Annotated in this window: 20 protein-coding genes; 8 read left to right on the forward strand and 12 right to left on the reverse strand. The window is 50.8% G+C overall.

Annotated features, from left to right (window positions below; genetic code table 11):
• Nucleotides 1–25: 25 nt before the first annotated feature.
• On the reverse strand, nt 26–1378 hold the full coding sequence (locus tag ACO0LF_RS09840; protein WP_423013935.1) for an MdtA/MuxA family multidrug efflux RND transporter periplasmic adaptor subunit: 1353 nt from the start codon (nt 1376–1378) through the stop codon (nt 26–28).
• 278 nt (nt 1379–1656) lie between these two features.
• On the opposite strand from ACO0LF_RS09840, the gene ACO0LF_RS09845 reads away from it, so the two are divergent.
• Both ACO0LF_RS09845 and ACO0LF_RS09850 read left to right on the forward strand, forming a co-directional pair.
• Nucleotides 1657–2025 (forward strand): hypothetical protein, encoded by a 369-nt coding sequence (locus tag ACO0LF_RS09845; protein WP_423013936.1) that lies wholly within the window; start codon nt 1657–1659, stop codon nt 2023–2025.
• A 250-nt stretch (nt 2026–2275) separates the two neighbouring features.
• Nucleotides 2276–2752, forward strand: coding sequence for a cache domain-containing protein (locus tag ACO0LF_RS09850; protein WP_423013937.1), 477 nt, complete (start codon nt 2276–2278; stop codon nt 2750–2752).
• Nucleotides 2753–2832: 80 nt separating this feature from the next.
• Here the strand turns inward: ACO0LF_RS09850 and ACO0LF_RS09855 are convergent, their stop codons facing one another.
• A complete protein-coding gene (locus ACO0LF_RS09855) occupies nt 2833–3591 on the reverse strand; it encodes a DUF6882 domain-containing protein (RefSeq protein WP_423013938.1) in 759 nt (252 codons plus the stop codon).
• Between the two features lie 463 nt (nt 3592–4054).
• On the opposite strand from ACO0LF_RS09855, the gene ACO0LF_RS09860 reads away from it, so the two are divergent.
• Nucleotides 4055–5440 carry a pyridoxal-phosphate dependent enzyme gene (locus ACO0LF_RS09860; RefSeq protein ID WP_423013939.1) on the forward strand — a complete coding sequence of 462 codons (1386 nt, stop codon included), beginning with the start codon at nt 4055–4057 and terminating at the stop codon, nt 5438–5440.
• Entirely contained in the window at nt 5437–6630 is a 1194-nt protein-coding gene (locus ACO0LF_RS09865) for a trans-sulfuration enzyme family protein (protein ID WP_423013940.1), read from the forward strand. The genes ACO0LF_RS09860 and ACO0LF_RS09865 overlap by 4 nt, the downstream gene beginning before the upstream one ends.
• A gap of 49 nt (nt 6631–6679) precedes the next feature.
• Here ACO0LF_RS09865 and ACO0LF_RS09870 read toward each other — a convergent pair whose 3' ends face one another.
• From ACO0LF_RS09870 to ACO0LF_RS09885, 4 genes are all read right to left on the reverse strand, one after another.
• The gene (locus tag ACO0LF_RS09870) at nt 6680–7594 is read right to left on the reverse strand and encodes a hypothetical protein (RefSeq protein WP_423013941.1); all 915 of its coding nucleotides are present in this window, start codon (nt 7592–7594) and stop codon (nt 6680–6682) included.
• Between the two features lie 95 nt (nt 7595–7689).
• Nucleotides 7690–8793 (reverse strand): tryptophan 7-halogenase, encoded by a 1104-nt coding sequence (locus ACO0LF_RS09875; protein ID WP_423013942.1) that lies wholly within the window; start codon nt 8791–8793, stop codon nt 7690–7692.
• Between the two features lie 2 nt (nt 8794–8795).
• Nucleotides 8796–11747 carry a LodA/GoxA family CTQ-dependent oxidase gene (locus ACO0LF_RS09880; RefSeq protein WP_423013943.1) on the reverse strand — a complete coding sequence of 984 codons (2952 nt, stop codon included), beginning with the start codon at nt 11745–11747 and terminating at the stop codon, nt 8796–8798.
• Nucleotides 11748–12008: 261 nt separating this feature from the next.
• Nucleotides 12009–12761, reverse strand: coding sequence for an NUDIX hydrolase (locus ACO0LF_RS09885; RefSeq protein WP_423013944.1), 753 nt, complete (start codon nt 12759–12761; stop codon nt 12009–12011).
• Nucleotides 12762–12917: 156 nt separating this feature from the next.
• Here ACO0LF_RS09885 and ACO0LF_RS09890 point away from each other — a divergent pair, with 156 nt between their 5' ends.
• Together ACO0LF_RS09890 and ACO0LF_RS09895 are read left to right on the forward strand one after the other, a co-directional pair.
• A complete protein-coding gene (locus ACO0LF_RS09890; RefSeq protein ID WP_423013945.1) occupies nt 12918–13487 on the forward strand; it encodes a 2OG-Fe(II) oxygenase in 570 nt (189 codons plus the stop codon).
• Nucleotides 13488–13502: 15 nt separating this feature from the next.
• Nucleotides 13503–14060 carry a 2OG-Fe(II) oxygenase gene (locus ACO0LF_RS09895; protein WP_423013946.1) on the forward strand — a complete coding sequence of 186 codons (558 nt, stop codon included), beginning with the start codon at nt 13503–13505 and terminating at the stop codon, nt 14058–14060.
• A gap of 154 nt (nt 14061–14214) precedes the next feature.
• Here the strand turns inward: ACO0LF_RS09895 and ACO0LF_RS09900 are convergent, their stop codons facing one another.
• The 4 genes from ACO0LF_RS09900 to ACO0LF_RS09915 all read right to left on the reverse strand — a co-directional run bounded on the left by ACO0LF_RS09900 (nt 14215) and on the right by ACO0LF_RS09915 (nt 18528).
• On the reverse strand, nt 14215–15336 hold the full coding sequence (locus ACO0LF_RS09900) for a hypothetical protein (protein ID WP_423013947.1): 1122 nt from the start codon (nt 15334–15336) through the stop codon (nt 14215–14217).
• Nucleotides 15337–15699: 363 nt separating this feature from the next.
• Nucleotides 15700–16773: a hypothetical protein gene (locus ACO0LF_RS09905; RefSeq protein WP_423013948.1), complete on the reverse strand. Its 1074-nt coding sequence runs from the start codon at nt 16771–16773 to the stop codon at nt 15700–15702.
• A gap of 80 nt (nt 16774–16853) precedes the next feature.
• A complete protein-coding gene (locus ACO0LF_RS09910) occupies nt 16854–17678 on the reverse strand; it encodes a sugar phosphate isomerase/epimerase family protein (RefSeq protein WP_423013949.1) in 825 nt (274 codons plus the stop codon).
• A gap of 10 nt (nt 17679–17688) precedes the next feature.
• Nucleotides 17689–18528 (reverse strand): phytanoyl-CoA dioxygenase family protein, encoded by an 840-nt coding sequence (locus tag ACO0LF_RS09915; protein ID WP_423013950.1) that lies wholly within the window; start codon nt 18526–18528, stop codon nt 17689–17691.
• Between the two features lie 152 nt (nt 18529–18680).
• On the opposite strand from ACO0LF_RS09915, the gene ACO0LF_RS09920 reads away from it, so the two are divergent.
• Complete coding sequence (locus tag ACO0LF_RS09920; RefSeq protein WP_423013951.1) at nt 18681–19610, forward strand: LysR family transcriptional regulator; 930 nt, start codon at nt 18681–18683, stop codon at nt 19608–19610.
• 3 nt (nt 19611–19613) lie between these two features.
• On the opposite strand, the gene ACO0LF_RS09925 is transcribed toward ACO0LF_RS09920, so the two are convergent.
• Nucleotides 19614–21056 (reverse strand): PLP-dependent aminotransferase family protein, encoded by a 1443-nt coding sequence (locus tag ACO0LF_RS09925; RefSeq protein ID WP_423013952.1) that lies wholly within the window; start codon nt 21054–21056, stop codon nt 19614–19616.
• Nucleotides 21057–21144: 88 nt separating this feature from the next.
• Between ACO0LF_RS09925 and ACO0LF_RS09930 the strand changes: the two genes are divergently transcribed.
• A complete protein-coding gene (locus tag ACO0LF_RS09930) occupies nt 21145–22398 on the forward strand; it encodes a benzoate/H(+) symporter BenE family transporter (RefSeq protein WP_423013953.1) in 1254 nt (417 codons plus the stop codon).
• Nucleotides 22399–22417: 19 nt separating this feature from the next.
• Here ACO0LF_RS09930 and ACO0LF_RS09935 read toward each other — a convergent pair whose 3' ends face one another.
• The gene (locus tag ACO0LF_RS09935) at nt 22418–24685 is read right to left on the reverse strand and encodes a CHASE2 domain-containing protein (protein ID WP_423013954.1); all 2268 of its coding nucleotides are present in this window, start codon (nt 24683–24685) and stop codon (nt 22418–22420) included.
• Nucleotides 24686–24767: the final 82 nt, after the last annotated feature.

The raw sequence follows: 24767 nt of genomic DNA on the forward strand, positions 1-24767 counted from the left end.
TGATGTGATGATGAGCTGAGCGCCCTTATTTCCTGGTTTCTGCTGCGGAGGCAGGGACGGGAGCTGATGCCGCTGCCGGCGCTGAAGCAGGCACCGGTGCCGACGCAGAACCGGAAGCAGAAGCAGAAGCGCCGCCCCCCTTGCGTCGTTTGCCACCACCGCCGCGAGGTTCATCGCCGCCGCCAGGTCTGGCTGATGCCGCGATGACTTCCACTTTGCCACCATCGCGCAAACGGTCTGCGCCATCAGTTACCAACTGATCACCTGGCCTGAGTTCCGCCTTGACAGCCACCCAGTCACCATCGGTGGCCAGCGTAGTGACAGGCTTTAGCGTAACCACGCCGCCTTCACCGACGACATACACAAAATTGCCGACCGTGCCGCGCTGTACCGATGCCACTGGCACTGCCAGCGCGTCTTTCATGGTATCGAGTTGCAAGCGTACATTGACGAACTGGTTGGGGAACAGGCCATTGTCCTTGTTCGGGAACAGGGCCTTGACCTTGATTGTGCCTGTCGTCAAATCTATGCTGTTATCGGTATTGGCGACACTGCCTTCTGCCAGGATATTTTTTTGCTCCCTGTCCCATGCTTCTACCCGCAAAGGCACATCGTCCTTCAATTGCTTACGCAATTTATCGAGGCGTACATCGGGGATGGCAAATACGATGGCAACCGGCTGGGTTTGCGTGATTGATACCAGGCCATTGGTGTCTGAGCTATGCACGATATTGCCCAGGTCAGCCTGCTTCAAGCCAGCCAGACCAGAGATAGGAGCGGTTACGCGGGTATAACTCAATTGCAGTTTTGCATTATCTACTGAGGCCTGGTCGGATAAGATGGTGCCGTGCAGCTGCTGCACCAGTGCCTCTTGCGTATCCATTTGCTGTTTTGGAGCTGCCTGTTTTTCGACCAGGTCTTTGTAGCGCTGGTAATCAAGCTCGGCATTTTTTAACTGCGCCTGGTCACGCGCTAAAGTGCCGTGTGCCAGTGACAAGGCAATCTGGAAAGGCTTGGGGTCTATCTGGGCCAGTAACTGCCCGGCTTGCACAGCCTGGCCTTCCTTGAAATAAATCGCCTTGAGTTCGCCATCAGCCTTGGTGCGCACAACAGCGATATTGGCGGCAGCAATATTGCCTATCGCCGTGACGATCATGCGTATGTCACGCTTTTGCGCAGGCACGACGGATACTGGCTGCGCCTTATTGCCGCCATCACGTCCGCCGCCTCGCTTTCCTGAATTTCCTGAAGGGCCATTGCCTGCATCTGCTGCTGCGCTGGCATTCGTACGATGGTAATACCACCAGCCCCCTGCCGCTACTGCAATAAGGACCAGCACGGCACCAGCCGATTTCCAATTGACGATTCTTGATGTCATCTTCCTAGCCTTCACACTGTCAGTTCCAAAGCGAATAGCAAATTAGTTTGTATACATAAGCGCTATAGAAAACCTTGAGGAAATCCCATAAGCGCAAACCAATAGCCGTTTTATCAAAACTATACTATCTGGAAGCGATATCCTGTACAACGTGAAATTCAATACGTTACTAAAAAGAAAGAATACGTTACTTGGCGTACAGCACTTTCGTTTAATAATCCTGTCGAAAAAAGCGTAGTACTTATTTTTTCTCGCTTTACATTTGTAGAAAGCCACATATGGAAAACACAATATTTTCAGAAATCAAGTTCTGGCTCATGATGCTGGTATCCTTTGTCTTGCCCTTTGGCCTGTATAGCATGCTCATGCTTAAAAAGGCGATATCGCAGAAGACCACTTTGATATTTGGCTTTGCCCTGGTTGCCATTGCCGGACTAGACGTGATTTTTTTACGGTTACTTGCCGCTGCGGCGAAACTGACACCATCTCTTGCTGACGATACGATATTCGTTTCTGAAGTTTCCCTGGCACTCTATCTTGTACCTGCAATGTTTGGCGGCATAGGCGTCAATATTATTTCTCACGTCCTCATTAAACACCTGGATGAAGCTAATAGACAATTCAAGCAAGATCATGAAAACTCATGATCTGGCAAATTTTTAAAAGTATTGTTTGCTCCCAACCTTGCATCACAGACACCGCGACGCAATATTCATAGACTGGCAGCCATAGAAACCCGGAAAATAGACGCTCTCATACAACAAGCATTTTTTTCATTGTTTAACATATATGCAAATCGCAAACATTGCATTATGTAAATTCAACATTAGAATGAAATCAGGCCAGATGCGGCAGCGACTGCCCCTGGCCATTCATTACTAATAATAGGAGATCAAGATGCGCAGACTATTTATCAAAGCCACGCTTGCTATACTGGGCTTCTCACTAATGAGCTTCGGTCTGAGCGCTAGCGCTGCCGAAAAAGGGAGTGCAGATGACGCCGTTGCCTTGGTGAAAAGGGCTGCCGCTTATTTGAAGGAAAATGGCAAAGAAAAAGCTTACGCCGAATTTAACAATACCACCGGGCAATTTGTTGTTAAAGATTTATATGTTTTCGTCTACAACACCAATGGCGATGGCATCAATCGCGCCCATGGCGCGAATCCCAAGATGGTAGGCAAAAACCTGCTCGATTTAAAGGACGTGGATGGCACACCTATCGTCACCAAATTCCTCAATGTCGCCAATAGCAAGGCTGGGCAAGGCTGGGTCGACTATAAATGGCCTAACCCCACCACCAAAGTACTGGAACCAAAATCCACTTACATAGAGCGTGTGGGTGATGTATTGATAGGTTGCGGCATCTACAAATAACATCTTCAAAGACGACATTTAAAACTGGACATTAAGCTGAGGAACAAGCCTGGTTGTGCCTCAGCTTAATATCAGACGCTTCACGCTTTGCAAATTTCACGTATCAATAGAAAAGCGGCACCGCCCTCACGTGGGCTGCGGTAAACACCTCTCGCGTTCAGTACATGGGCAGCAACCGCCGCCATATCCCAGGCATCTCCTTCTTCAGCCTCCCATTTCGGCGTGGTCAGGCTGGGATAATCATGCAACTCACCAAAGTCACGCACTGCAGTGATGCGAGTACGTATATTTTCCAGTAAGTGGAAATTAGCCCAGGCCCATAACCAGGTATCCGACCTGGATGAATGTGAGCCTATGAAATCTATCTTTGCAATGACAGCAGGCACGCCCTCATTGGAAAATACCAGCTCAGCTTTTTCCTGGTCCCAGTCATAGCGTTGATGTGAACCCAGGGAAAATTCCTGATTCAATTGATCAGTTTTATTTTTCAGCTCTTCAAAACAGCTATCAAGAAAATGCTCCCAGGCATCGAAGCTTGGGCCTGCCATGCGTGCAAGACTGGCCGAACGGGCATCCTCATAACAGACATGACACATCAGTTTAATAGGCACCAGGTCTTCATTGCGCTCATTCCACTCACCGCTTTCCGCCAGATAATGCGCATTGCACGCCGCACACCAGGCGTCGGGCCAGTGGTTTTCTGCATCTGGATAATCCGAATGCCATTTTTGTACAGAATCGGCAATCAGATGCTCACATACATAAGTCGCATGTGCCTTGCCATGCTGCGCGCATTCCAGTTCTTCAGATTCTTCATCCATGTTTATTCTGGTTTTCATTAGCAAAAACCAGAAATTAGCAGGAATGTGCGCCTTAGTCCATTCACTTGCGATGTGGCAAGACTTTACCAGCCGTCAAACCTGCCCGACACAATTAAAACCAGGCAATCAGAATTCCATTACAAATACTTACACAATTTATAGTCGCCACTACTACAGCAAAAAAACAATAACTGGCATATTTTTTACTTGTTTTTGCTGATTTGTTAGCTTATTTATTAGCCACATAAGCAAATTACTTTATTCCGGGCCTATACTTAAATCCAGTGCCCTGACAGCTATTTGGCTTGATTTAGCTGCCCAGGGTGCATGGTTTGCAAGCTCATCTATGTTTATTTTTCGTATATCCATAGATGAAAAAATTACTTCCGGCTTATCCGCCGGTATCGCTAGCATGGCTGCCTCTTCAACAAAGGATGGACAAGCCATGTATTCATCATATGCAGGCTTGGAGAAAAAAATAATGACGAAACAAACTGATCCCGCAGTACTTGCGTTGATTGGCAATACCCCTATGGTCAAAGTCACCCGCTTTGATACAGGGCTGTGTGAATTATTCCTCAAACTGGAATCACAAAATCCTGGTGGCTCCATCAAGGACCGCATAGGCCGCTCCATGATAGAAACCGCAGAACGCGAAGGCCGTCTGCAGGCAGGCGGCACGGTGATCGAAGCCACGGCTGGCAATACCGGTCTGGGCCTGGCGCTGGTGGCGCGGGCCAAGGGTTATCGTGTGGTGCTGGTGGTACCCGACAAAATGTCGACAGAAAAAATCCTGCATCTGAAAGCCATGGGTGCAGAAGTCCACATCACCCGCTCGGATGTAGGCAAGGGTCACCCTGAGTATTACCAGGACTATGCGGCACGCCTGGCCAAGGAGATACCAGGCTCCTATTTTGCCGACCAGTTCAATAACACGGCCAATCCGCTGGCGCATGAAACCACGACAGGGCCAGAAATCTGGGCGCAGACCGACCACAAAGTCGATGCTATCGTCGTTGGCGTAGGTTCTGGCGGCACCCTGACGGGCCTGACACGTTATTTCAACAAGGTCCAGCCCGCGCTGGAATTTGTACTGGCTGACCCCAAAGGTTCAATACTGACTGAGTATGTAGAGACAGGTAATATCAATGAAGTCAGCGGCTCCTGGGCGGTAGAAGGCATAGGCGAAGACTTTATCCCTGGCATTGCCGACCTCAGCTCTGTCAAGCATGCCTATACCATTGATGATGCTGAAAGCTTTGGCACGGCACGTGAACTGCTGCGCGCAGAAGGTATACTGGCAGGCTCTTCCACTGGTACTCTGCTGGCCGCTGCCCTGCGCTATTGCCGCGCCCAGACCACGCCCAAGCGCGTAGTCACCTTTGTCTGCGACACCGGCACCCGCTATCTGTCCAAAGTGTATAACGATAACTGGATGACAGACCAGGGTTTGCTCAAGCGTAAAAACTATAACGATCTGCGCGATATCATCAGCCGCCGTTACGATGAAGGTGGCGTCATCAGCGTCAATGCCAGTGACACCCTGATGGTGGCGTTCAACCGCATGCGCAGTGCCGATATCTCCCAATTGCCTGTCATACGCGATGGCGCGATTATCGGTATCATTGATGAATCAGACCTGCTGTTAAAAGTATCTGCCGATGCCAGCCTGTTCCGCAGTGCGGTAGAAGACACCATGACCAGCCAGATAGAAACCCTGGCACCGGATGCCAGCATCGCTGCATTACGCGCAACACTGGACCGCGGTCTGGTTGCCATCATTGCAGCCGACAAACCGGAAAAACAGTTTTATGGCCTGATTACCCGCTTTGACCTTCTTAACCATATGCGCAGGACACTTTCATGAGCTATCCCGAATACAAGAAGCCTACCCATCCGCAAGCCTTTGGCACGCGTGTCATCCACGCCGGGCAGTTTCCTGACCCGGTCACGGGTGCCATCATGCCGCCTATCTATGCAACCTCCACCTTTGTGCAGGACAGCCCTGGCGTCCACAAGGGCCTCGATTATGGCCGCTCACACAACCCGACGCGCTGGGCGCTGGAACGCGCTGTAGCTGACCTCGAAGGCGGCGCGCAGGCATTTGCCTTTGCCTCCGGCCTGGCAGCGATTGCCACTGTGCTGGAAATCGTCGATAGCGGTGCCCATATCATCGCTGGCGATGATATGTATGGCGGCAGCTATCGCCTGTTTGAACGTGTGCGCAAGCGCAGTGCTGGCCTGCAGTTCACGTATGTCGACATGACCAAGCCAGAAGAAGTGCTGGCCGCGATACGCCCTGACACCAAGATGCTGTGGGTAGAAACACCGACCAACCCCATGCTGAAGCTGGCTGATCTGCGCGCCATTGCCAAGATTTGCCGCGAGCACAATATCATCGCCGTGGCTGACAATACCTTTGCCAGCCCAAAAGTACAACGTCCGTTGGAACTGGGTTTCGATATCGTCGTCCATTCCATGACCAAGTACCTGAATGGTCACTCCGACATCATCGGTGGTATAGCCATCGTTGGTGGCGAAGCCCATCAGGCTGACTGGCGCGAGCGTCTGGGCTTTTTGCAAAACTCCGTTGGCGCGATTGCCAGCCCCTTCGACAGCTTCCTCGCCCTTCGTGGCATCAAGACGCTCAACATCCGCGTCGAACGCCATAACTCAAATGGCTTGGACCTGGCACGCTGGCTGGAAAAACAGCCCAAGGTCAAAAAGGTGTATTACCCAGGACTGGAAAGCCACCCGCAACATGAATTGGCCAAAAAGCAGATGGATGGCTTTGGCGGCATCATTTCCATAGAACTCGATACCGACCTGGCAGGCGCACGCCGCTTCCTGGAACGTTGCGAAGTATTCGCCCTGGCTGAGAGTTTGGGAGGCGTAGAAAGCCTGATAGAACATCCGGCCATCATGACGCATGCAACGATCCCGGCAGAACAAAGAGCCAAACTCGGTATCACTGATTCATTCATACGCCTGTCGGTAGGTATAGAAGATGTGGAAGACTTGAGGCAGGATTTGCAGTCTGCCCTGGATGCGGTTTGATTAGAAAGTAGTTCACCAGCCCGGTTTATACAGCCGGGCTGGTCATGCTTTACTCGTGATACCAGTCAGGCAAGAAACTCTTGATATCGCTGATTATCTGATACTTGCCTTTGGCTTCATCATAGCGATACACCATAGCAGAGCGCGAAGTCCTGGGGATGACCTCATAGGTCGTGAAGTACTCACCACTGGCATCTGGTAAGTCGTGACGTTCTATTTCGCGATACTCAAACATCTTTGCATTTGCACTTAATACGATATCACCCGGCAAGTCTTTGCCTGGCTTAAGCTGCAGCCTGACCTGTATGTCCAGACAATTACCATCTCTCCCCTCCCTGTCATTCAAACGCACGCGTTCAGGCTTGCCAGGTGCTTTCTTCATACGCCTGCTGCAATCTGCATGATTGAGTTCTTTCATGAGCAACATGAAGTCCCGGTTTTCAGGCAAGAGAGTTGTGATCTGATGCTGCCTCAGCATATACAGTCTGGCGAGTACATCAGTTTCACCTCTTTGAGATTGACTGTATTCAATCAGCAATCCCTGTTTGGCTGATGCCAGTTCCATGATTTTTACTGTCTTGATTTCCTGTACAGACCGCAGGCTGTCGATCTCATCCTGCCTGGCTTCAAGCAACCATTTTTCGCCATCACGCTTGAACCAATAAGCTGCCAGTACATCCCTGCTGATTTTGCCAGTGTCCTCGGGAATCGCCCTGCACAGCATGACAGCCCTGTCGTCTGCTAACTTCAATACCTTGACAGGTGCCAGGTACATGCCATTTTTGTTGAACCCATCATCCTGGATTTTCAATATAGGGCGCTTGACTATGGAGTCTGCCTGCCAGCCTTTGAAAACAAGCTTCATCAGCACATCAGGCTCCAGAGTGTCGGCATATTCTGTTTTTGAACAGGCCGTCAGCAACAAGAGCATGGATAGCAAGATGCATCGAAAAAAATAAGACACCGAGATCATCCAGAGCAAAGAAAGCGACAATTTTAGCCCAGGGTTCCCGATGCATACAGGGGCATCACCTCTGCTTACAATTTTGCGACGAAAATTCAGGCAGCAATGAAAGTAGCGTTGCGACGCTGCCAGAATGGCTGATCAGCCCAGCGTTGCTCCTGCTGATACCAGATTTGCAGATGATGCAGATAAGCTGCCTGTATGGATGTCAACTCCACCACATAAGCAGCTTGTGCCTCAGCATCATAATGCGACACTGCCTCTGCTGCAGCGAGGCCAGTGTACAAGGCATTGAATATGCCTTGCGAAGACAGAGGATCAAAGCTCAGTGCGGCATCACCAATGGCCAGCCAGTTAGGCCCGGCAAACTGCTGCAGCACTGCAGTATGGGCGGCACAATATCCATGCTGTTGTCCCGGCACAAAACCATATTCATCAAGACAGGCCGACAATTGCGTATTCTGGCGCAGACGTTGCAATAGCCCTTGCTGATGATTGCAGGCAGCCGCTGCTGGCAAATCGGCATCAGTGTAAAACGCCACAATGCGACCCTGGCCTGGCAGGGATGAGCTATACCACCAGCCGCCAGCTTCGGCACTGATGTGGCTGGAGCCTGCTGTATTGTCTGTGTCCTTACCCAACAGCCAACTGCACACCAGTTTATCTGTGGTTTTGCGAGTAATAGCCAGTTGCCGCGTCAGCAGCGATTTTCTGCCGCTGGCATCAATGAGCATTCTGGTTTCTACCTGCACTGTCTTGCCCTGCACGGCGATGACAGCATCCCAATACTCAGGATTGTTTTTCGCAGGTGCAAAAGACAGCAGCTTGCTTTGCCTCAGCAAAGCCGCACCACGTTCTTGCGCGACATCCTGCAGCCAGCAATCAAAACGGTGGCGATCGAGATACCAGCCATGCCCATCCAGATTGCGCATGGCATCCTGCTCTATCGCCAGATCACTGCCCCAGTGACTGATATTCAAATGCGCAGGCTGATGAGCTTGCTGCAAAAATGCTTCATATAATCCCATGTCAGCCAGCAGCTTACCGGCTGCGGCTGGCAGGGATTCGCCTATGCGCATGACTGCTGGCGGTGATGCTTCCAGCATGACTACTTTTTGAAATGGTGCGAGGTTCAAGGCAAAGGCAGAGCCCGCAGGCCCTGCCCCCAGTACCAAGGCATCTATCTGCAACGTTCCCACGTCTAACGATGCAAACCACGCGGGAAGCGGCGTACTTTTTCTATCGTCATGATATCGACAGATTCAGCATTCGTCACTTCTGCTGCCCCCACCCTGGCATGCTCCTCATGTGCGACGTGCTGAGCATTTGGTGCAGGCATGTCGGCGATAGGCAGGTGCTGGTCTTCCACTTCAAACTCAGCCGGGAAGTGCTGATGATCAGCCGGACCAGGATGCACTTCAACCACACCGAGATGATCAAAATGATGAATCATATTATTGATCTGGTCGGTGTAGCTGGTGCTGCCCAGTGGGTTGATCCATGAGGCGCGGTTGGCAAATGCGGCCAGCCTTTCACCCAGCGGTTTTTTCTCATCCATGACGACGGCATAGTTTTGCTTGGTCAGGACCTGGTTGGGCACACGGGCAGGCCAGAAGCTTGGTACATAAGGGTCATAAGACTTATCGTAACCTGAACGGCAGCTTGCAGTATCTGTCTGCCATGGCACAGCCATCCAGCGGGTGATGCCGCCAGCCTGCTGGCCGTACAAGGGGCCGTTAGGTATGGTGACTCCGTCGCTGGTGAGTATCTCACCCAGGCCCGGTGCAATCCAGCCATCGACGGCATGAGCAAAGCGGAACGGTGCCATATACATGGTGCTGGCTCGTACCGGCCAGGTCATTTCACAACCTGGGTGGAAGGCGTCAGCCAGGCAAAAGTCTAGCGCCGCCTGCGTCAGGGTGTCGCCCTGCTGTTCCAGCGGCACCTGGTCTATGCGTTCGGCATGTTTGCGATCGGGGTCATAATCTTCTACAAAATTGCCTTCTGCCCATTCCATCAACATCGCCAGTTGAGTTGCCGTCAGCGAGGCATTTTGTCTTGGTGTTTGCGCAGCGGGGATAGCCATGGCATCGCCATACAACCATGGCCAGGGCTTGGGTGACCAGGCATCGACTTCATAATTGCGGAACTGGTTGGCGATGGTACGGCGTAATTCTACATAGGCGGTATTATTGCTGGCCAGGCGAGACAGAGCATCTGCACTGGTGAGGTCAATCGCGCCCTTCCAACCAAAGCCTGCATTAAAGCCAGCATTCACCCATTGCAAGCCATGCAGGCGTTCAAACAGCGGCAGGATGTCGAAAGTAAAGCTGGGGCGTTTTGGTTTGGGCAAGGTGCCGGCAGTGATGGCGACATCGCGCATCAAATCCCACATGGTGCGCACTGATTTTCTTTGCGGCGCATAATTGGGTGGGGCGACCACGACCCAGGACGGCTCTACCATCAACTCCAGACCTTCATAAACAACCTTGGCATTGATGGGGCCGTCAGCAGTATCATCATGCCAGCCTTCATTATTGGCAAAGGTGATGGCGCGGCTATTGTCGTAAGAGGCGGATACTCCATGCCCACCCAGTACAATCAAACGACCTTGTTCATCGGTAAAAGCCTCGCCCAGATACACAGGCTTGTCCATGAATTTGCCATCATCAAAACGCTGCGGTTTAGATTTTTTGCCGCTGACTTTTCTTTGCTTGGGCGTGATGGACAACATGCTCCTGTCCGGCACTGCCGCATTGCGCAAGGTGGTTTGTGGTGCAGAGGCGGCTTCAGGGATATCCAGCGCCAGCTGGAAGCCATACCAGGCTGACTTGGTATTGGCAAGCTGTACCTGCCACTCTACCTTGGCATTGTCAGCATTGAGTTCCTTGACGATCTCGCCTTTGGCATTCACGCCATAGACGCGAAACCTGGCCCCCTGACGCTTGAGTTTTTTATGGGCGTCTCGGTAATAACCGGGGGCCTCTGGTTTGGGATAAGGCACTTCTGGCCCAAGGAACCATTCCTTCTCACTGGTGCCTACACGCGCCACACCTATAGCTGGATAAATCACGGCCTTGACGATGCAAGTGTCCTTGACTACGGGTTCTGCCTTTGCCTGCGCAAGCGCGTGAAAGGGACAGCCCGCAGTCGGGGAACGCGGCTCGCGTGGGTCTTGCAGGCTTTGGCCATTGGCTTCATGCCTGGCATCTGCACCTGCTGCATAGACGACTTTGCGCGCCTCGGCGATGGAGCCTGTCGGTGCTTGCACCGGTGGCACGCGCCAGATATTGAAGGCCAGGCCCTGGCCATATTCAGACTGACCACGCACACTGATATCCTGCTGCGGCAAGATCAGGGTGGCGACATGGATGAAAGGGCTTTCTGATTCTGGCCATTCCACCGTTGCTTCATCCAGCGGCATGGTCTTGGGATTGGTGCGCAGTTGTACCATGAAGCGGAACTGGTATTCGCGTTTGGCCAGGCGATTGCACATATCCACCGCCAGATAATCGCGCTCATCATTTGGCACGTTCTCTGGTGGAGTGACCGGCTCCAGGCGATATTTGACATAGTCTTTTTGCCCGGCATGAAAAGGCAGGATGGCCCAATAAGTCGTGGTCAGGGTACTGCCCTCGACCTTTTCCATCTGGTCCAGTATTTTTGCAGTCTTGGGATGTTTTTTCAGGTAACCGGGATAATCCTGTGCGACCACGCCAGCATAAGTAAACTCCACCATCTCCTTGGCATTATCGACAAAGAAGACCGGGAAATTTTGCATGATGAAGTCAGCGGTATCGCCATCATCACCCAGCGCCTTGGGGCCGGGCACGCCAAACAGTTTGATACCTATGCCCAAAGTCGAATACAGGTCAGGCGAAGTTGGCGTGGTGTCACTGGAAAATCTGACCCAGGCATCTAGGCTCTCATGCGCAAAAACACCGACCTTGAGTTTGGCCGGTATTTTCTTTTCCATCACCAGCCTGGCGCTGGCAACCCCATGCAATTTGCGGAACACTGCACGCTCTGCCGGACGCTGGCCCAGCCTGATGCGGTTTCCTTGCGCTATCCCGACAAACATCTCGGTCAGACGCTCAGGTGCCTGGTTGGCCTGGTCAAAACATGGCGGAATGGGGTCTTGATCTTTACTCATACACTGTCTCCCTTTTTGTACTGAATGTGCACGTGCTAGCTTTAGTTTTGGCTGGTGCGCATTGTTGACACGGACATTTGCCGGACACGCATAGCAAGGCGTGCCCGGCAAACATGAAAATCAGGAATGCAGGATGATTATTTGATAATATTAAATTTTCGTCAAGTTTAGATGTGCACGAATGTGCATTTTTGACAAAACTTGACGATGTTGGTTTGGGGCATTAACTCAAAATGCCCCAAACTAAAGATGCAGGAAAAGCTATTTGGCCCCGACCTCACCCGTCATCAGGCGGTTGAAATACACAGTACCCTGCCCTTTGCGCAAGCCATACAACTGCGCCGGACGATTACTGCCCAGACGCCATTTACCCGGCAACTCTTCCAGGAAGTCGCCTTCCCTGATGCGCTTGCGAAACGCACTCTTGTCGACCAGACGCCCCAGCAAGACCTGGTACACGCGCTGCAGCTCAGACAGCGTGAATTCTTCCGGTAATAGATGCGCTGGCAAAGAGGTGTATTCCACCTTGTTGCGCAGGCGCTGGACTGCAATATCCAGTATTTGCGCATGATCAAAGGCCAGCTTGGGCAAACCCTCGTCCGATTCAACCGGGCACCAGCGCACCGCATCTGCATTGCCACCATGACTAAGCGTGATGCGGTCAGAGGAGATCAGGGCGAAGTAAGCAAAGGTAGTAGACCAGCCACGCGGATCACGGCTGCGGCTACCAAAGCCCTGCAATTGCTCAAGATAAGGTGCTTCTACGCCGGTCTTTTCCTTGAGCTTGCGCAGCGCTGCGCCATCCAGGTCGATATCATTGTGGACATCGATAAAGCCACCAGGCAAACTCCATTGCCCCTTGCAAGGATGGTCACCCCGTTTGACCAGCAAGACTTGCAGAGCCTGGTCCCTGATCGTGAAAATCACCAGGTCTACGCTGGTCAACGGGACATCATAGTCATGGATATTGTAATTGAGCAGAAATTCTTTTTCGCTTTGCTTAACAGTCGCCATGCTTTTTCCCCTGAGTATTCAATGCTGACATTGTAAGCGAAAGCTGGATTTAGTACAAATCCGCCACTAAGTTCGTAAATATTTAAAACTAACTTAGTTGAAATTTACAACAAAGTTCCTTATATTATAGTCAGTACGAAACAAATCGAGAACGATATGGAACTCAATAACTACGGTGCTGGTGTATTTGGCATTAAAAATTTCATCACTGAAGAAGAATGCGAACGCATGATCTTTAGCAGCGAACAAATGGGCTATGAAGAAGCCATGATACAAACTGACACAGGCATGCGCATGTATAAGGATGTACGCAATAATGACCGCGTCATCTTTGATGACAAGCCCCTGGCAGCCGCTATCTTTGAAAGAGCAAAGCTGTTCCTTCCTGCAGAATTAAAAGAATGGACTCTACTGGGCCTGAATGAACGCTTTCGCTTTTACCGGTATGAAGAAGGTCAGTATTTTAAATGGCATAAAGATGGCAATTATGCCCGCAATGAAGATGAAGTCAGTTTTTTGACCTTGCTGATTTATCTCAATGGTGACTACACAGGCGGCAGCACATCCTTCCGCTGGGAAACCATACAGCCAGAAAAAGGCATGGCCCTGGTTTTCCCGCATATGATGTTGCATCAGGGTGCACCTGTGGAAAGCGGCGTCAAATATGTTTTGCGTACGGATGTCATGTACAAAAAGGCTCCAAGCTCAGAAATACATGCAGCATAGAGTTTTAAAAATCTTATGAAAATCGATGAGCATGGTTCAGGTGTATATAGTATCAAAAACTTCCTGACCGAAGAAGAATGCAAGCGCATGATATCTTGCAGCAATCAGATGGGCTATGAAAAAGCTGATATACAAATTCAGGCGGATGCAAGCAGACGAGAACAGGTGCGCAATAATGAGCGCATTATTTTCGATGACACCGCACTTGCCGACTCCATGTACAAGCGCAGCCATCTAATCCTGCCAGCGACCTTGAAAGAATGGACTTTATCGGGTTTGAATGAGCGCTTCCGTTTTTATCGTTATGAGACTGGCCAATATTTCAAATGGCATCACGATCTCCATTTCAAGAGATCAGAAGTAGAAAGCAGTTTCTTTACTTTATTGATTTACCTGAATGCAGATTATCATGGCGGCCATACCGCATTCCGTTTTGCAGACATCAAACCTGAAACAGGCATGGCATTAATTTTTCCTCACTTGCTAGCACACCAGGGAACAGCTATCGATACCGGAATTAAATATGTCTTGCGCACTGACATCATGTACAAGAAGCTGGCATTCAAAAAATGATCTGCATACATGATCTCTTAGATAAATGCCTGTCTCAATATCAATTCATCATCGATAAGCTGAACGCAATTTCGCGTCAAGAAGTTAGTGCGCACAGCGCACCATACCAACTGACTCAGGCCAGCTACACTATTTCTCAAAAGGATAGACAATCTTAAGATTTTTGCTTAAAACTGCGTATTGCCTTCGTCTGTTCCCTGAGGTCAAATTGATACAAGCCAAACAATCCTTTGCGAACCTTGACCGTGACGACATCCTCTGCATCTATGCTGCACCAATAATCCCTGGTCTTGCGAGTATACTCAACAACAGGCAAGCTCTTCTCTACAGGAATTAAGTTTTCACAACTGTCATCCCTATGATATTCAGCCGAGATCAAAGGTCCGCCAGCGAACTGGTTAATCCGGATACCGGCGACATAGCTGGTAACCACAAACGAAAAGCTGGAAAGCACGATCATCGCTGCAATAATCCCCTTGGGAGCCTGCTTGCTCTTCTCAGATGTCAAGGCCACCCAGGCTAGCAAGAGCGTCGCCACAACAGCAATAATAATATGAGGAAGCAGATAGTCTTTATTAAAAAATGCCCAGCCCTCCTGCTGCATCATGACATCGGCAAAGCAATAAACAACGAGGGCAGCAACGCCTATTAATATGTTTCTCGTTACCGGGTGCTTCATTAAATCAAATGTCATCGCGGCAAGGCGTGGATCTTCACCTTCAGACGCTGTCTCGAAAATTCCCTGCTCGCGCAAGACGCTGAGTAAATCAGTTCCGGCAGGTTTTATTGCATATTGTGAGAGTTCATCAGTACCAGATGTTTTCCAGTCTTTAAGTCGTATTCCCCATGGGAGCGAACTTGTTTTCGAGCGCAGATGTACAGCCCCAAAACTAGGCAGATAAGTTGCATTTTTCAGGTCTGCCCACGCTATCCTCTTTTCAAGGAACTTCCATTTGGCAAATACTGAGTCAGATGGCCACTCCAGAAACATCTCCTTGCTATCAATAACAAGCTTCGTTGAACGGTAAGCCAATTGGATAGCAATTTGAAAAAAAACGATCAGCACCATGGGTAAAAGCATGGGAAAAGTTCTTTGCCAGGCCTTGTCTGATAGCAGAATTTTTTTCAAGTCTTCAGGCTTGAGCAATTCCCAATAACTCATCCAGATGATTACTGCCACAAGTAATAAAGTTGGAACAAACAGTATCAGTTTTTCCCGCGTTGACAAGGCGCTCTTGCCGCGAATAAAGGTATATCTCTGTTGATGATCTTGCATGTACCGATTCCTCCATTAGAATGGAGCTACAGTATAGACAAAAGATGAATACCTTGTCATAAAAAGACAATTCAGGATAGCCAGATCCATCATGACTATTTTGCTTCAATGGAAATAAGGTTTTTATTTCCCTGTCTGAGGTTTACGCAGAGAATTCTTCATCGCGCGATCCTATTTCCAGGAATAGGATACGTCCTGATGGCATATCGCAAATTTACGTTTGGGAATGATGCCAAACTCTGGCAATAATGTGCACTCCCGCTTGCCGGAAGCGCACTGCAGGCGGCGATGTTAGCTCGCTGGAATACTTACAAGCGCAGGCAGCGATTCTCTTTTTTTTAAACTGATTATAAAAACTTCATATCATGGATTTTTATGGTCGCGAATTGCCTGTGTCTGCTCTCTGAGATCAAACTGATACGAGCCAAACAATCCTTTGCGTACTTTGATGAGCAGAACTTCATCCACACGCTTGCTGCACCAATAATTCACAGGGATGTTGCCATATTCGACAACTGGCAGGTTTTTATCTTCAGGCAGCAAGTTCAGGCAACTTGTGTCACGGTGATATCTGGCTTCCAGCAAAGGGCCGCCAGCAAGTTGATTAATGCGTATGCCTGCGACATAACTGGCGATACCACATGTCATGCCCCCCATTAATGCCAGGATAAGGATGATACCCGAAGGGATAAAATCACGAATTCGCGCTTTGTATAGTAAGTAAGCCACAATAATTGTGGCAAATACGCCTAAGGTGACATGCGGCACAGGGTCAAAAAAGGCATATCCCTCATGTTGTAGCATCACGTCGATGAAACTATATGCGACCAGACAGCCCATTACCAGCAGTAGATTTTTTGTCGCGGAGTGTTCACTCAAATCAAAGCTGGCCGAATCAAGATTTCTATTCTTGGGAAATGATTCAAAAACTTCCAGTTCGCGAAAAAACTTGATCAAATCAAGCTCAGCATCTCTGGCATGCAAAGTGCCACCCGTCTTTTCTAACTGCCAGTCTTTAACCCGGATGCTCAAGGCTTGCGACATTGGCTTTGAGCGCAGATGAATGATTTGAAAAGCTGAGATGTAGCTGACATTTTTCAGTTCGGCCCATAGCGCTTTTCTTTCAAACAATTTCAAAATTGCCGAAGCACTACCGTGAGACTGCTCCAGCCTTACACCTGAACTATCGACAATTAATCTTGCAGAACGAAGAAATTTCATGTTCGCATAGTGGAAGACAAGGATCACAAGAAAAATCAAGAATCTTGGCGACATTTCCTCGACCTGCGCTTGCTTTAATATGTCCCCGTACATGAACAGGAAAATTCCTATTGCACATACGCTCAGGAAAAGCATGGATGAAATCAGAAATTCTATCGAAGAATATCGATGTTTTTTCCACGTAAATACATAAGTTTCAGTCACAGTTTTCATCATATCCTTGAGCTGAAATCAGCATACTAAATAACCAGCAGCATACTACGGTGTCACAGATAAATGACAGACTCAAGCCCCATTCATCCCTGATAACGCTCGCGCAGCACGTGCATCATCGCCACATTCAATTCCCAGGCATCGGACACTAGCTGATTCGTATATGGCAGGCTAGCTGTATAAGGCGCAGGGCCAAACTCAGGCGTCAAAGTAATTTGCTGTTTGCCAGAATCGCGTTGCTGGCGGATGATGGCATCCCACCATGACAGATGCTGTTGCAAGGCTGCCGCATGCTCAGGTGCGCGGAAATCATTGACTTGCGGGCCCTGGCTATGACCGACGCGGGCGTGGATATGGCGCACATGAGGGAATACTTTTTCCAGTATATGCGCCTGGTCTTCCAGCAGGGATTCGCAGGCACAACACCAGTGAGAAAGGTCTGCATTCAATGGCAATTGTGGACGCTGCTCAAGATAAGGCAAGAGCAACATAGGATGACCACTGAAGCGGCTGCGGTGGATTTCATGGACGATGGTGATACCGGTTTCAGCAGCTATCTCGTCAGCCAGATCCAGCAATTCGCTGTTTTGTGCCTGACTGTAAAAGTCTTTGCCAGTATGCGTGTTCACGAACAGGGGTTTAGCTGCGCAGGCATTGCGTAGCAAATCATTTAAGGCTTGCTTATGTGCTGCAAAATCGCTGTGGAAGACGGTTTCCCACTGCTGGGCGATCAGCTTCAGGCCTGCGTTGGCAATTGCACTTGTCCACGCATCGCGTTCAGCCACATCCATGGGCAAAGACATTTCTATGCCATCGAAACCAGCTTCCAATACTTGGGCAATAAAAGCTTCACGGCTAAGGTGAGCGCTTCCCCAGTGCGGGGCGAAAATCAATATTTCAGAATTCATCGTTCGCTACTCAGACAAAACCACGAACAGGGAAACTGGCATCGCGCTGTATCCAGTTTTGTGGCGAATAATTGGTCGTTCCATCCGTTACATGCAGGGTATAGGCATGGCGTGAAACTGCTGAGCGATTCGGTGCGCTGTAATGTGGCAACAGGCCATGAAAGCAGACCAGGCTGCCTGCCTTGACTTCCAGCGGGATGGCGGTGCTGTCATCTGGCCAGGGCATGTTATCGAGTTTTTCTACCCGCACCTGATCGCCTTCACGCACGAAGCGTTCGCGCATGGGTGTGCGATGCCCGCCCGGTTCTGCCCACATACAGCCGTTTTCCAGCGTCGCGTCTTCGAGTGCAAACCAGAAGGTGGTGACACTGACAGGATCTGTTTCAAAATAAGTCGCATCCTGGTGCCAGCGCACTTCCCCACCTATGCCAGGCTGCTTAAAGATATACATGGACTGGTAAATCTGCGGGTGTTGCAAACCCAGTTGCTCTGCTACTTTGGCCAGCGCAGTGCCGCGCGAAAACGCGCTGAAGACGGGATCAAGATCATGTATCGCATGACCTATCTTGTTGATGGACAGTGACTTGGCCTGACGCAGCTTGCCCTGTTCATCAAAAGCTTCTTCTTCAAAAAAACAACTGATATTGTTGGCAGAATTGAGGAAATAATGATCTATCTTTTTTTCCTGCTCCCTGGTCGTGAAGATGGATTTGGAAGAAGCAGGATCAAATTCATCAACGATTTTGGCTGCACGCTCACGCAGGGCAGCGATTTCTTTGGCATTTTTGAAATTGGGGACGACGACGTAGCCGTCTTGCTGAAATTGAGCGATTTGTTCTGTGCTGAGCATGCTGACTCCTGGCTGTGAATCGGGGGAAGCAAAAAACCATCACTTTTGTGAGGTCTCAGCTTGATATGCATCAAGTGTAGCGAATTTCATTTGTTGCGCACAATACCCACAATGATTGACAGATTGTATTCAACCTATAGACAATGGCTTTCATGGATCAACTAAAAGCAATGGAAATCTTCGTCGAAGTCGCAAGGCAGCGCAGTTTTAGCGCAGCCGGACGCCACCTGGGCATTAGCCGCGCCATGGTCAGCAAGCACATCATGCAACTGGAAGCGGAACTGGGTGCACGCCTGCTGCACAGATCGACCCGCGAAGTCAGTCTGACCGAGCTAGGCCAGGCTTACCTGGAGCCTTGCAGTGCCAGCGTGGAACATGCACGCCACGCGCGGCTGGTGGTCAGCCAGGCTGGCAATGAGCTGTCCGGTGGCATACGCATACAGGCACCAAATAGCTTTGGCAGCGAATGGCTGGCCGATGCCCTTGCCCGCTTTACCCTGCTGCACCCCTTACTGCAACCGACATTGCATGTGGATGACAACCTGCTGGACCCGTTCAAACATGGCTTTGACCTCAGCATACGGGTAGGTGGCATCCCCGACAGCCCCGGCTTGCATGCACGCAGGCTGGCTCCCTGCCGTGGCCTGCTGTGCGCCAGCCCTGAATATCTGGCAAAACATGGCATGCCAGCCCACCCGGAAGAATTGAACCAGCATCGCTGCCTGCACTTCAGCCATCTTACCCAGGGCAACACCTGGCATTTTGAGCGTGAAAGCGAAACCCTGGCGGTGGATATCACGCCAGGCTTTTCCTCCAACAATGGCAAGGTCCTGCACCAGGCCGCCTTGCGTGGCTTGGGTATAGTGTATGACACGACTTTTTTAGCATGGCGTGATTTAATCGAAGGCAATCTGATCATAGTTTTGCCAGACTGGGCCTTGCCACTGAATGACTTCACCGCACTTTACCCCGCTACCCGCAAGGTCAGCCCCAAGGTGCGGGCGTTGATTGATTTTCTGGTGGAAGAGTATCAGCCTGTGCCGGAATGGGATAAGGCATTGATAACAGCAAAACTGATCTGAATCTCAGGAGCTGAACTCTTGCGCCAGCTTACCCAAAGTCTTGATACCCTGCTCCATCTCCCGCCCCCAAGGCCGCCCTATGTTCATGCGCAGATAGTTTGCGTATTTGCCTGAACCAGAAAACAAACTGCCGGGTGTAAATGCGATGCCTTTGGCGACTGCCTGACGCAGCAGAGCCAGGCTGTCTATATGCTCAGGCAACTCCAGCCACAACCACCAGCCACCTGCAGGGCTGATGACTTGCGTGCCCATAGGAAAATAGCGCGCTATGGCCGCAGTCGCCAGAGGGATATTGGCTGCCAGACGTTCGCGCAACTTGCGCAAATGAGATGGCAAGGCCCCTGAGTCAATGAACTCGGCCAACACCGCCTGTTCAAACAAGGGGGTGATCAGAGAAGCGCTGAGTTTTAATGAATTGATCCTGGCCTGATAGCGGCCACCCGCTATCCAGCCTATGCGAAATGCCGGGGCCAGGCTTTTGCTGCAAGAGCCGCAATAGATGACCCTGCCCTGCTTGTCCCAGGCCTTGATGGCTTGTGGTCTTTCCTGCTGGTGCGACAGGTCACCAAAGACATCGTCTTCTATCAAGGCCAGGTCATATTGTTCGACCAGACGCAGCAGGCGCTTCTTGTTTTTTTCAGGCATGGTGCAACCCAGGGGATTCTGGAAATTCGGCATGGCGACGATGGCGCGTACCGTGCCCTGATGTTCGAGTGCATATTCCAGTGCTTCCAGGCTGATGCCCTGGCCTGGCACGCAGGGAATTTCTATGGCCTTGAGGCCCAGATTCTCCAGCATTTGCAGCAAACCAAAATACACGGGAGATTCAACAATAACGGCGTTACCTGGTTGGGCGACAGCACGCAAGGCCACACTCAGGGCTTCTGTGCTGCCATTGGTGATGAGCAGATCGTTGACCTGCAAATCCATGCCTGCATTTTTCAACCAGTGTATCAGGCTGTTTTTCAGGGCTGGCAAACCCGTACCAGCGGGATAGACACCGATCAGCAAAGGATCTTGCCGCAGCAGGCGCTGGGCGATTTTTGCCAGCGCTTCACAGGGATACCATTCTGGCGCAGCACTGGCCAGATGCAGGCCCAGATGCAGGGGTTGTGCCGTTAGCGAATATAGCTCCGTCATTCTGTGTTGCAGGGACATGAGCTTGTCGTACTCAACTGCAGGTGCTGCCTGGCTGATTTTTTTCTGCGTAGCTGTGCTTGTTGCCTGCCTGGTCTTCCAGTCAGCGACATAGATGCCAGACTTATTGCGCGCTTCGACCAGGCCCTGGCTTTCAAGATAACGATAACAGCGTATGGCAGTAGAAACGCTGACTTGCTGCGTCTCTGCAATCAGACGTACCGATGGCAGGCGCTCACCGACCTGATAGCGGCTGGCGCGGATATCGGCACCAATGGCGTCTGCCAGTTGTCTGTAACTGTGCTGCATAACAGATACCTGAAATTTGAATCTGTATAGCATAAGCCAGATTACTACTGTAAGTAAATGCCAGCCTGCACTGCACTAGACTGTATGCATGAATACACCACACTATCCCCCTCTCCCTGCCCCGGCAAATGCTGTCAAGCCGGGTTTTGCCGCTACGGCGGCAGATTTTTTTCCTGCGGTACTGGCTGGTTTGATCGCCGTACTGATCTCCTATGCAGGGCCCATGTTGCTGGTCTTGCAAGCTGCACAAAGTGCAAAACTGACTACGGCGCAAACCAGCTCCTGGATATGGGCTATCTCCATAGGTTCTGGACTGGTGGGTGTCTGGATGAGCTGGCGGCACAAAATACCAGTGATCTGTGCCTGGAATACGCCGGGTGCAGCCTTGCTGGTGACTGGTCTGGCGACGGTGCCATATCACCAGGCCATAGGTGCCTATCTGATCGCGGCAGCAGCAATCTGGCTGATAGGTATTACCGGTATCTTCGAGAAGCTCATGGCAAAAATACCCAAGAGCCTGTGTGCAGCCATGCTGGCGGGCATCCTGTTTCGCTTTGGTGTCGATGTATTTGCCAATGCGCGCAGCGAGGTGGCAGGTGCGCCATTGCTGGTGACTGCCATGTTTGCAGCCTACCTGATATTCAAACGACGCAGTGCACGCTATGCCATCGTGCTGACCTTGCTGAGTGGCGTCATGCTCTGGAGTGTTCTTGGTTGGGGTGACAGTAATCAGGGCCAGGCCATAGCCGTGCATTTGGGTTTGACGATGCCGGTCTGGACTACGCCGGAATTTTCTTTGAGTGCCATCATCAGCCTGGGCTTGCCATTGGCCTTACTTTGCCTGACTGGCCAGCAAGTGCCCGGCGTAGCTGTCATGCGGGCCGCCGGGTATGAACAGGCCCCTACCAGCAAACTGGTCAGTGCCACCGGTTTTGTCAGTATCTTGCTGGCTCCATTTGGCTCCCACGGTGTGAACCTGGCAGCGATCACTGCGGCGATATGCACAGGGCCAGAAGCCCATCAGCAAGCAGAAAAACGCTGGGTCGCTGGTGTGGCTTGTGGTGGCTTCTATTTATTGATAGGCAGCTTTGCAGGTTCCCTGACTGCCCTGTTCCTGCATTTGCCACATGCACTGGTAAGCACAGTGGCTGGGCTGGCCTTATTGGGAGCAATTCAAAATGGTCTGGTGAATGCCATGCAGGAAACGACAGAACGTGAAGCAGCGCTGATCACCTTTATTGTGACTGCTTCAAATATCAGTTTGCTGGGCCTGGGCTCTGCCTGCTGGGGTATCGTTCTTGGTGTCATCAGCTATTATCTGCTGCGTGTGAAATCAAAATAAGGGAAACCTTGCTTGAAGCTCACTCACTGAACTTGCTGACAAAGGTGGCGACTCCATCCCAGTCGGCAGGCAAGGGGGTTTGCCGGTAGTGGGCGATACGTTCAAGAAAGACCTGGGCAGCCAGGTCGTCTGGACGTACTTCCAGATACGACAGGAAGGACTTCTCTGCGGCATCCCATTGCTGGGCACGGAAATCATCAAGTGCCTGCTGCCAGAGTTCCAGCAAGGCAGATTGGGTATCATCGATGGTGGTTGCGATAGCAAGAGGCTCAAAGATGGAGATAGGCCTGGTCTTGCCCTTGACCCTGACTCTGTCCAACTCGCGATAGGCAAATTCTGGCGCAGCAGATTGCGTCGCTTCCCCCACCACCACGCCTACCCCATATACCTTGGTGATGCCTTCCAGGCGTGAAGACAAATTCACCGCATCGCCCATGACGGTATATGCCAGCCTGATCTGCGAACCCATATCGCCGACACGTACTTCGCCGGTATTCAAGCCCACCCCTATCTTCAGGGCGGGCCAGCCGCGCTTGACAAAGTCTGCACTCAGGCCTTGCGCGATAGTCTGCATTTTCAGGGCACTGGCAACGGCCAGCCTGGCATGATCTTCCAGCCGCACTGGTGCTCCCCAAAAAGCCATGACGCAATCGCCTATGTATTTATCGAGAGTGCCGCGATTGCCGCGTATTTCTTCTGACATGGCGGTCAGGTAGATGTTGATGAATTCACGCAAATCTGCTGCACTCAGGGTTTCAGAAATCGTCGTAAAACCACGCACATCAGAAAACATCACAGTCAGCTCGCGGATTTCACCGGCCATGGTGTAGCTGTCCGGCTCTTCTGCCATCACGGCAACCAGTTCCGGCGCTACATATTCACCAAAGCGTCTGACCACACCACGCAGTTTTCTGGATTCAACCAGATAACCCCAGGCCAGATTAAACACAAACAAGGCAGATATCAGTAACAGTGCAGATGCCAGCGGCAGCACCAGATCGAAGGACTGGTACATCCAGTAATTGAAACCAATAACTATCACAAAGGTGGCTGAGGTAAAGAAGATCGCTGCCAGAGCCTTGAACCTGGTCAATGCAAATGTCAACGACAATCCCAGCAAAATAATCTGCATCACTTCGAAAGCACGGCTGGTATCGGGGCGCTGCTTGAAGTCACCGTCAAGTATGGAGGCAATCACGTTGGCATGCATCTCCACTCCCGGAAAATCCAGGCCCACGGGGGCGGTCCGCAAGTCTTTCAAACCCGCGGATGTCGTGCCTATTAAGACAATTTTATTGGCCAGTTTATTTTCTGGCAAAACTTTCTTTAACACATCGGCGGCGGATACATACACAAAGCCACCACCGCGTGGGCCACCCTTGCTTTTGTATTGTATCAATGCGGTCAGTAAAGGTTCTAAAGGAACCGTGAGATTGGGAGAAGAATTGAGTTTGATCGCTTCTATGCTGCCATATTCATTCAAATAATTTTGCGAATTCACACCATCTGACTGCAGGAACACTGGTTTGATCTTGCTGGCATTGAGCGCCACCCTGGCCGTGGCCAGGGACAGCGATTCATAGTATCCAGTATCAAATTTGGCGAGCAAGGGAACGCGACGAATTACGCCATCAGAATCAGGGGAAGGATTAAAGAAACCACCTGCGATAGCTGCTTTTTGCAAGACCGGAAGATTGCTGATGTATTTGCCAAACACCGCCGATTCAAGATGGCGGCCACCGAGTTCTGCATCAGTAAAGGCCGGGGTCGGCAATAAGCCCTTGGAGAGGTCATCCACCTCATTGGACAAGGCAAAGCCAAGGACGATGGGGCGTCCAGCCAGCGTCTTGGCCAGCCTGTCATCGAAGTCCAGTTGTGTCCTCAGGCCACCCATCTGGCTCAGGAAATGCTGATCTTCTTTCAGCTCCTTCTTCGCCAGGTCTTCCAAAACTCCTAGTCCTGAGCTACCGTCAGGCTCAGGGAAAACGGCATCTATACCCACCGCTCTGACATGATAATCATCTGTCAGTCTTTCCAATAGCGTGGCCAGGGTATTGCGTTTCCAGGGCCACTGCCCATATTCCTTGAGGCTTTTTTCATCAATATTGACGATGACGATGGCATTATTGAGTTTGACAGGTTGCACCCGCATGCGCATGTCGTAGATAAAATTATCAACCCTGTCCACCAGGGTTACAGGAAGAAAAGCATTTGCCTGCAAAACCGCGACGATAATCAACAGCAGGCAAGCCACCCAACGTGCCATTTTATTGACCGGTCTACGCAAGTTACCTCCGCATTAAAATGCTGCTCAAGTCAGGATGATGGCCCTGCGCCCTGGATCAACAAATCTTTTTTGATGCTGCCGT

The organism is Undibacterium sp. Di27W (assembly GCF_049340345.1).
In the GTDB taxonomy this organism is placed as follows: domain Bacteria; phylum Pseudomonadota; class Gammaproteobacteria; order Burkholderiales; family Burkholderiaceae_D; genus Undibacterium.

Coding starts and splice junctions, on each gene's coding strand:
- ACO0LF_RS09840 (WP_423013935.1), bottom strand. CDS start 1,378: ATGACATCAAGAATCGTCAATTGGAAATCGGCTGGTGCCGTGCTGGTC.
- ACO0LF_RS09845 (WP_423013936.1), top strand. CDS start 1,657: ATGGAAAACACAATATTTTCAGAAATCAAGTTCTGGCTCATGATGCTG.
- ACO0LF_RS09850 (WP_423013937.1), top strand. CDS start 2,276: ATGCGCAGACTATTTATCAAAGCCACGCTTGCTATACTGGGCTTCTCA.
- ACO0LF_RS09855 (WP_423013938.1), bottom strand. CDS start 3,591: ATGAAAACCAGAATAAACATGGATGAAGAATCTGAAGAACTGGAATGC.
- ACO0LF_RS09860 (WP_423013939.1), top strand. CDS start 4,055: ATGACGAAACAAACTGATCCCGCAGTACTTGCGTTGATTGGCAATACC.
- ACO0LF_RS09865 (WP_423013940.1), top strand. CDS start 5,437: ATGAGCTATCCCGAATACAAGAAGCCTACCCATCCGCAAGCCTTTGGC.
- ACO0LF_RS09880 (WP_423013943.1), bottom strand. CDS start 11,747: ATGAGTAAAGATCAAGACCCCATTCCGCCATGTTTTGACCAGGCCAAC.
- ACO0LF_RS09885 (WP_423013944.1), bottom strand. CDS start 12,761: ATGGCGACTGTTAAGCAAAGCGAAAAAGAATTTCTGCTCAATTACAAT.
- ACO0LF_RS09890 (WP_423013945.1), top strand. CDS start 12,918: ATGGAACTCAATAACTACGGTGCTGGTGTATTTGGCATTAAAAATTTC.
- ACO0LF_RS09895 (WP_423013946.1), top strand. CDS start 13,503: ATGAAAATCGATGAGCATGGTTCAGGTGTATATAGTATCAAAAACTTC.
- ACO0LF_RS09900 (WP_423013947.1), bottom strand. CDS start 15,336: ATGCAAGATCATCAACAGAGATATACCTTTATTCGCGGCAAGAGCGCC.
- ACO0LF_RS09905 (WP_423013948.1), bottom strand. CDS start 16,773: ATGATGAAAACTGTGACTGAAACTTATGTATTTACGTGGAAAAAACAT.
- ACO0LF_RS09910 (WP_423013949.1), bottom strand. CDS start 17,678: ATGAATTCTGAAATATTGATTTTCGCCCCGCACTGGGGAAGCGCTCAC.
- ACO0LF_RS09915 (WP_423013950.1), bottom strand. CDS start 18,528: ATGCTCAGCACAGAACAAATCGCTCAATTTCAGCAAGACGGCTACGTC.
- ACO0LF_RS09920 (WP_423013951.1), top strand. CDS start 18,681: ATGGATCAACTAAAAGCAATGGAAATCTTCGTCGAAGTCGCAAGGCAG.
- ACO0LF_RS09925 (WP_423013952.1), bottom strand. CDS start 21,056: ATGCAGCACAGTTACAGACAACTGGCAGACGCCATTGGTGCCGATATC.
- ACO0LF_RS09930 (WP_423013953.1), top strand. CDS start 21,145: ATGAATACACCACACTATCCCCCTCTCCCTGCCCCGGCAAATGCTGTC.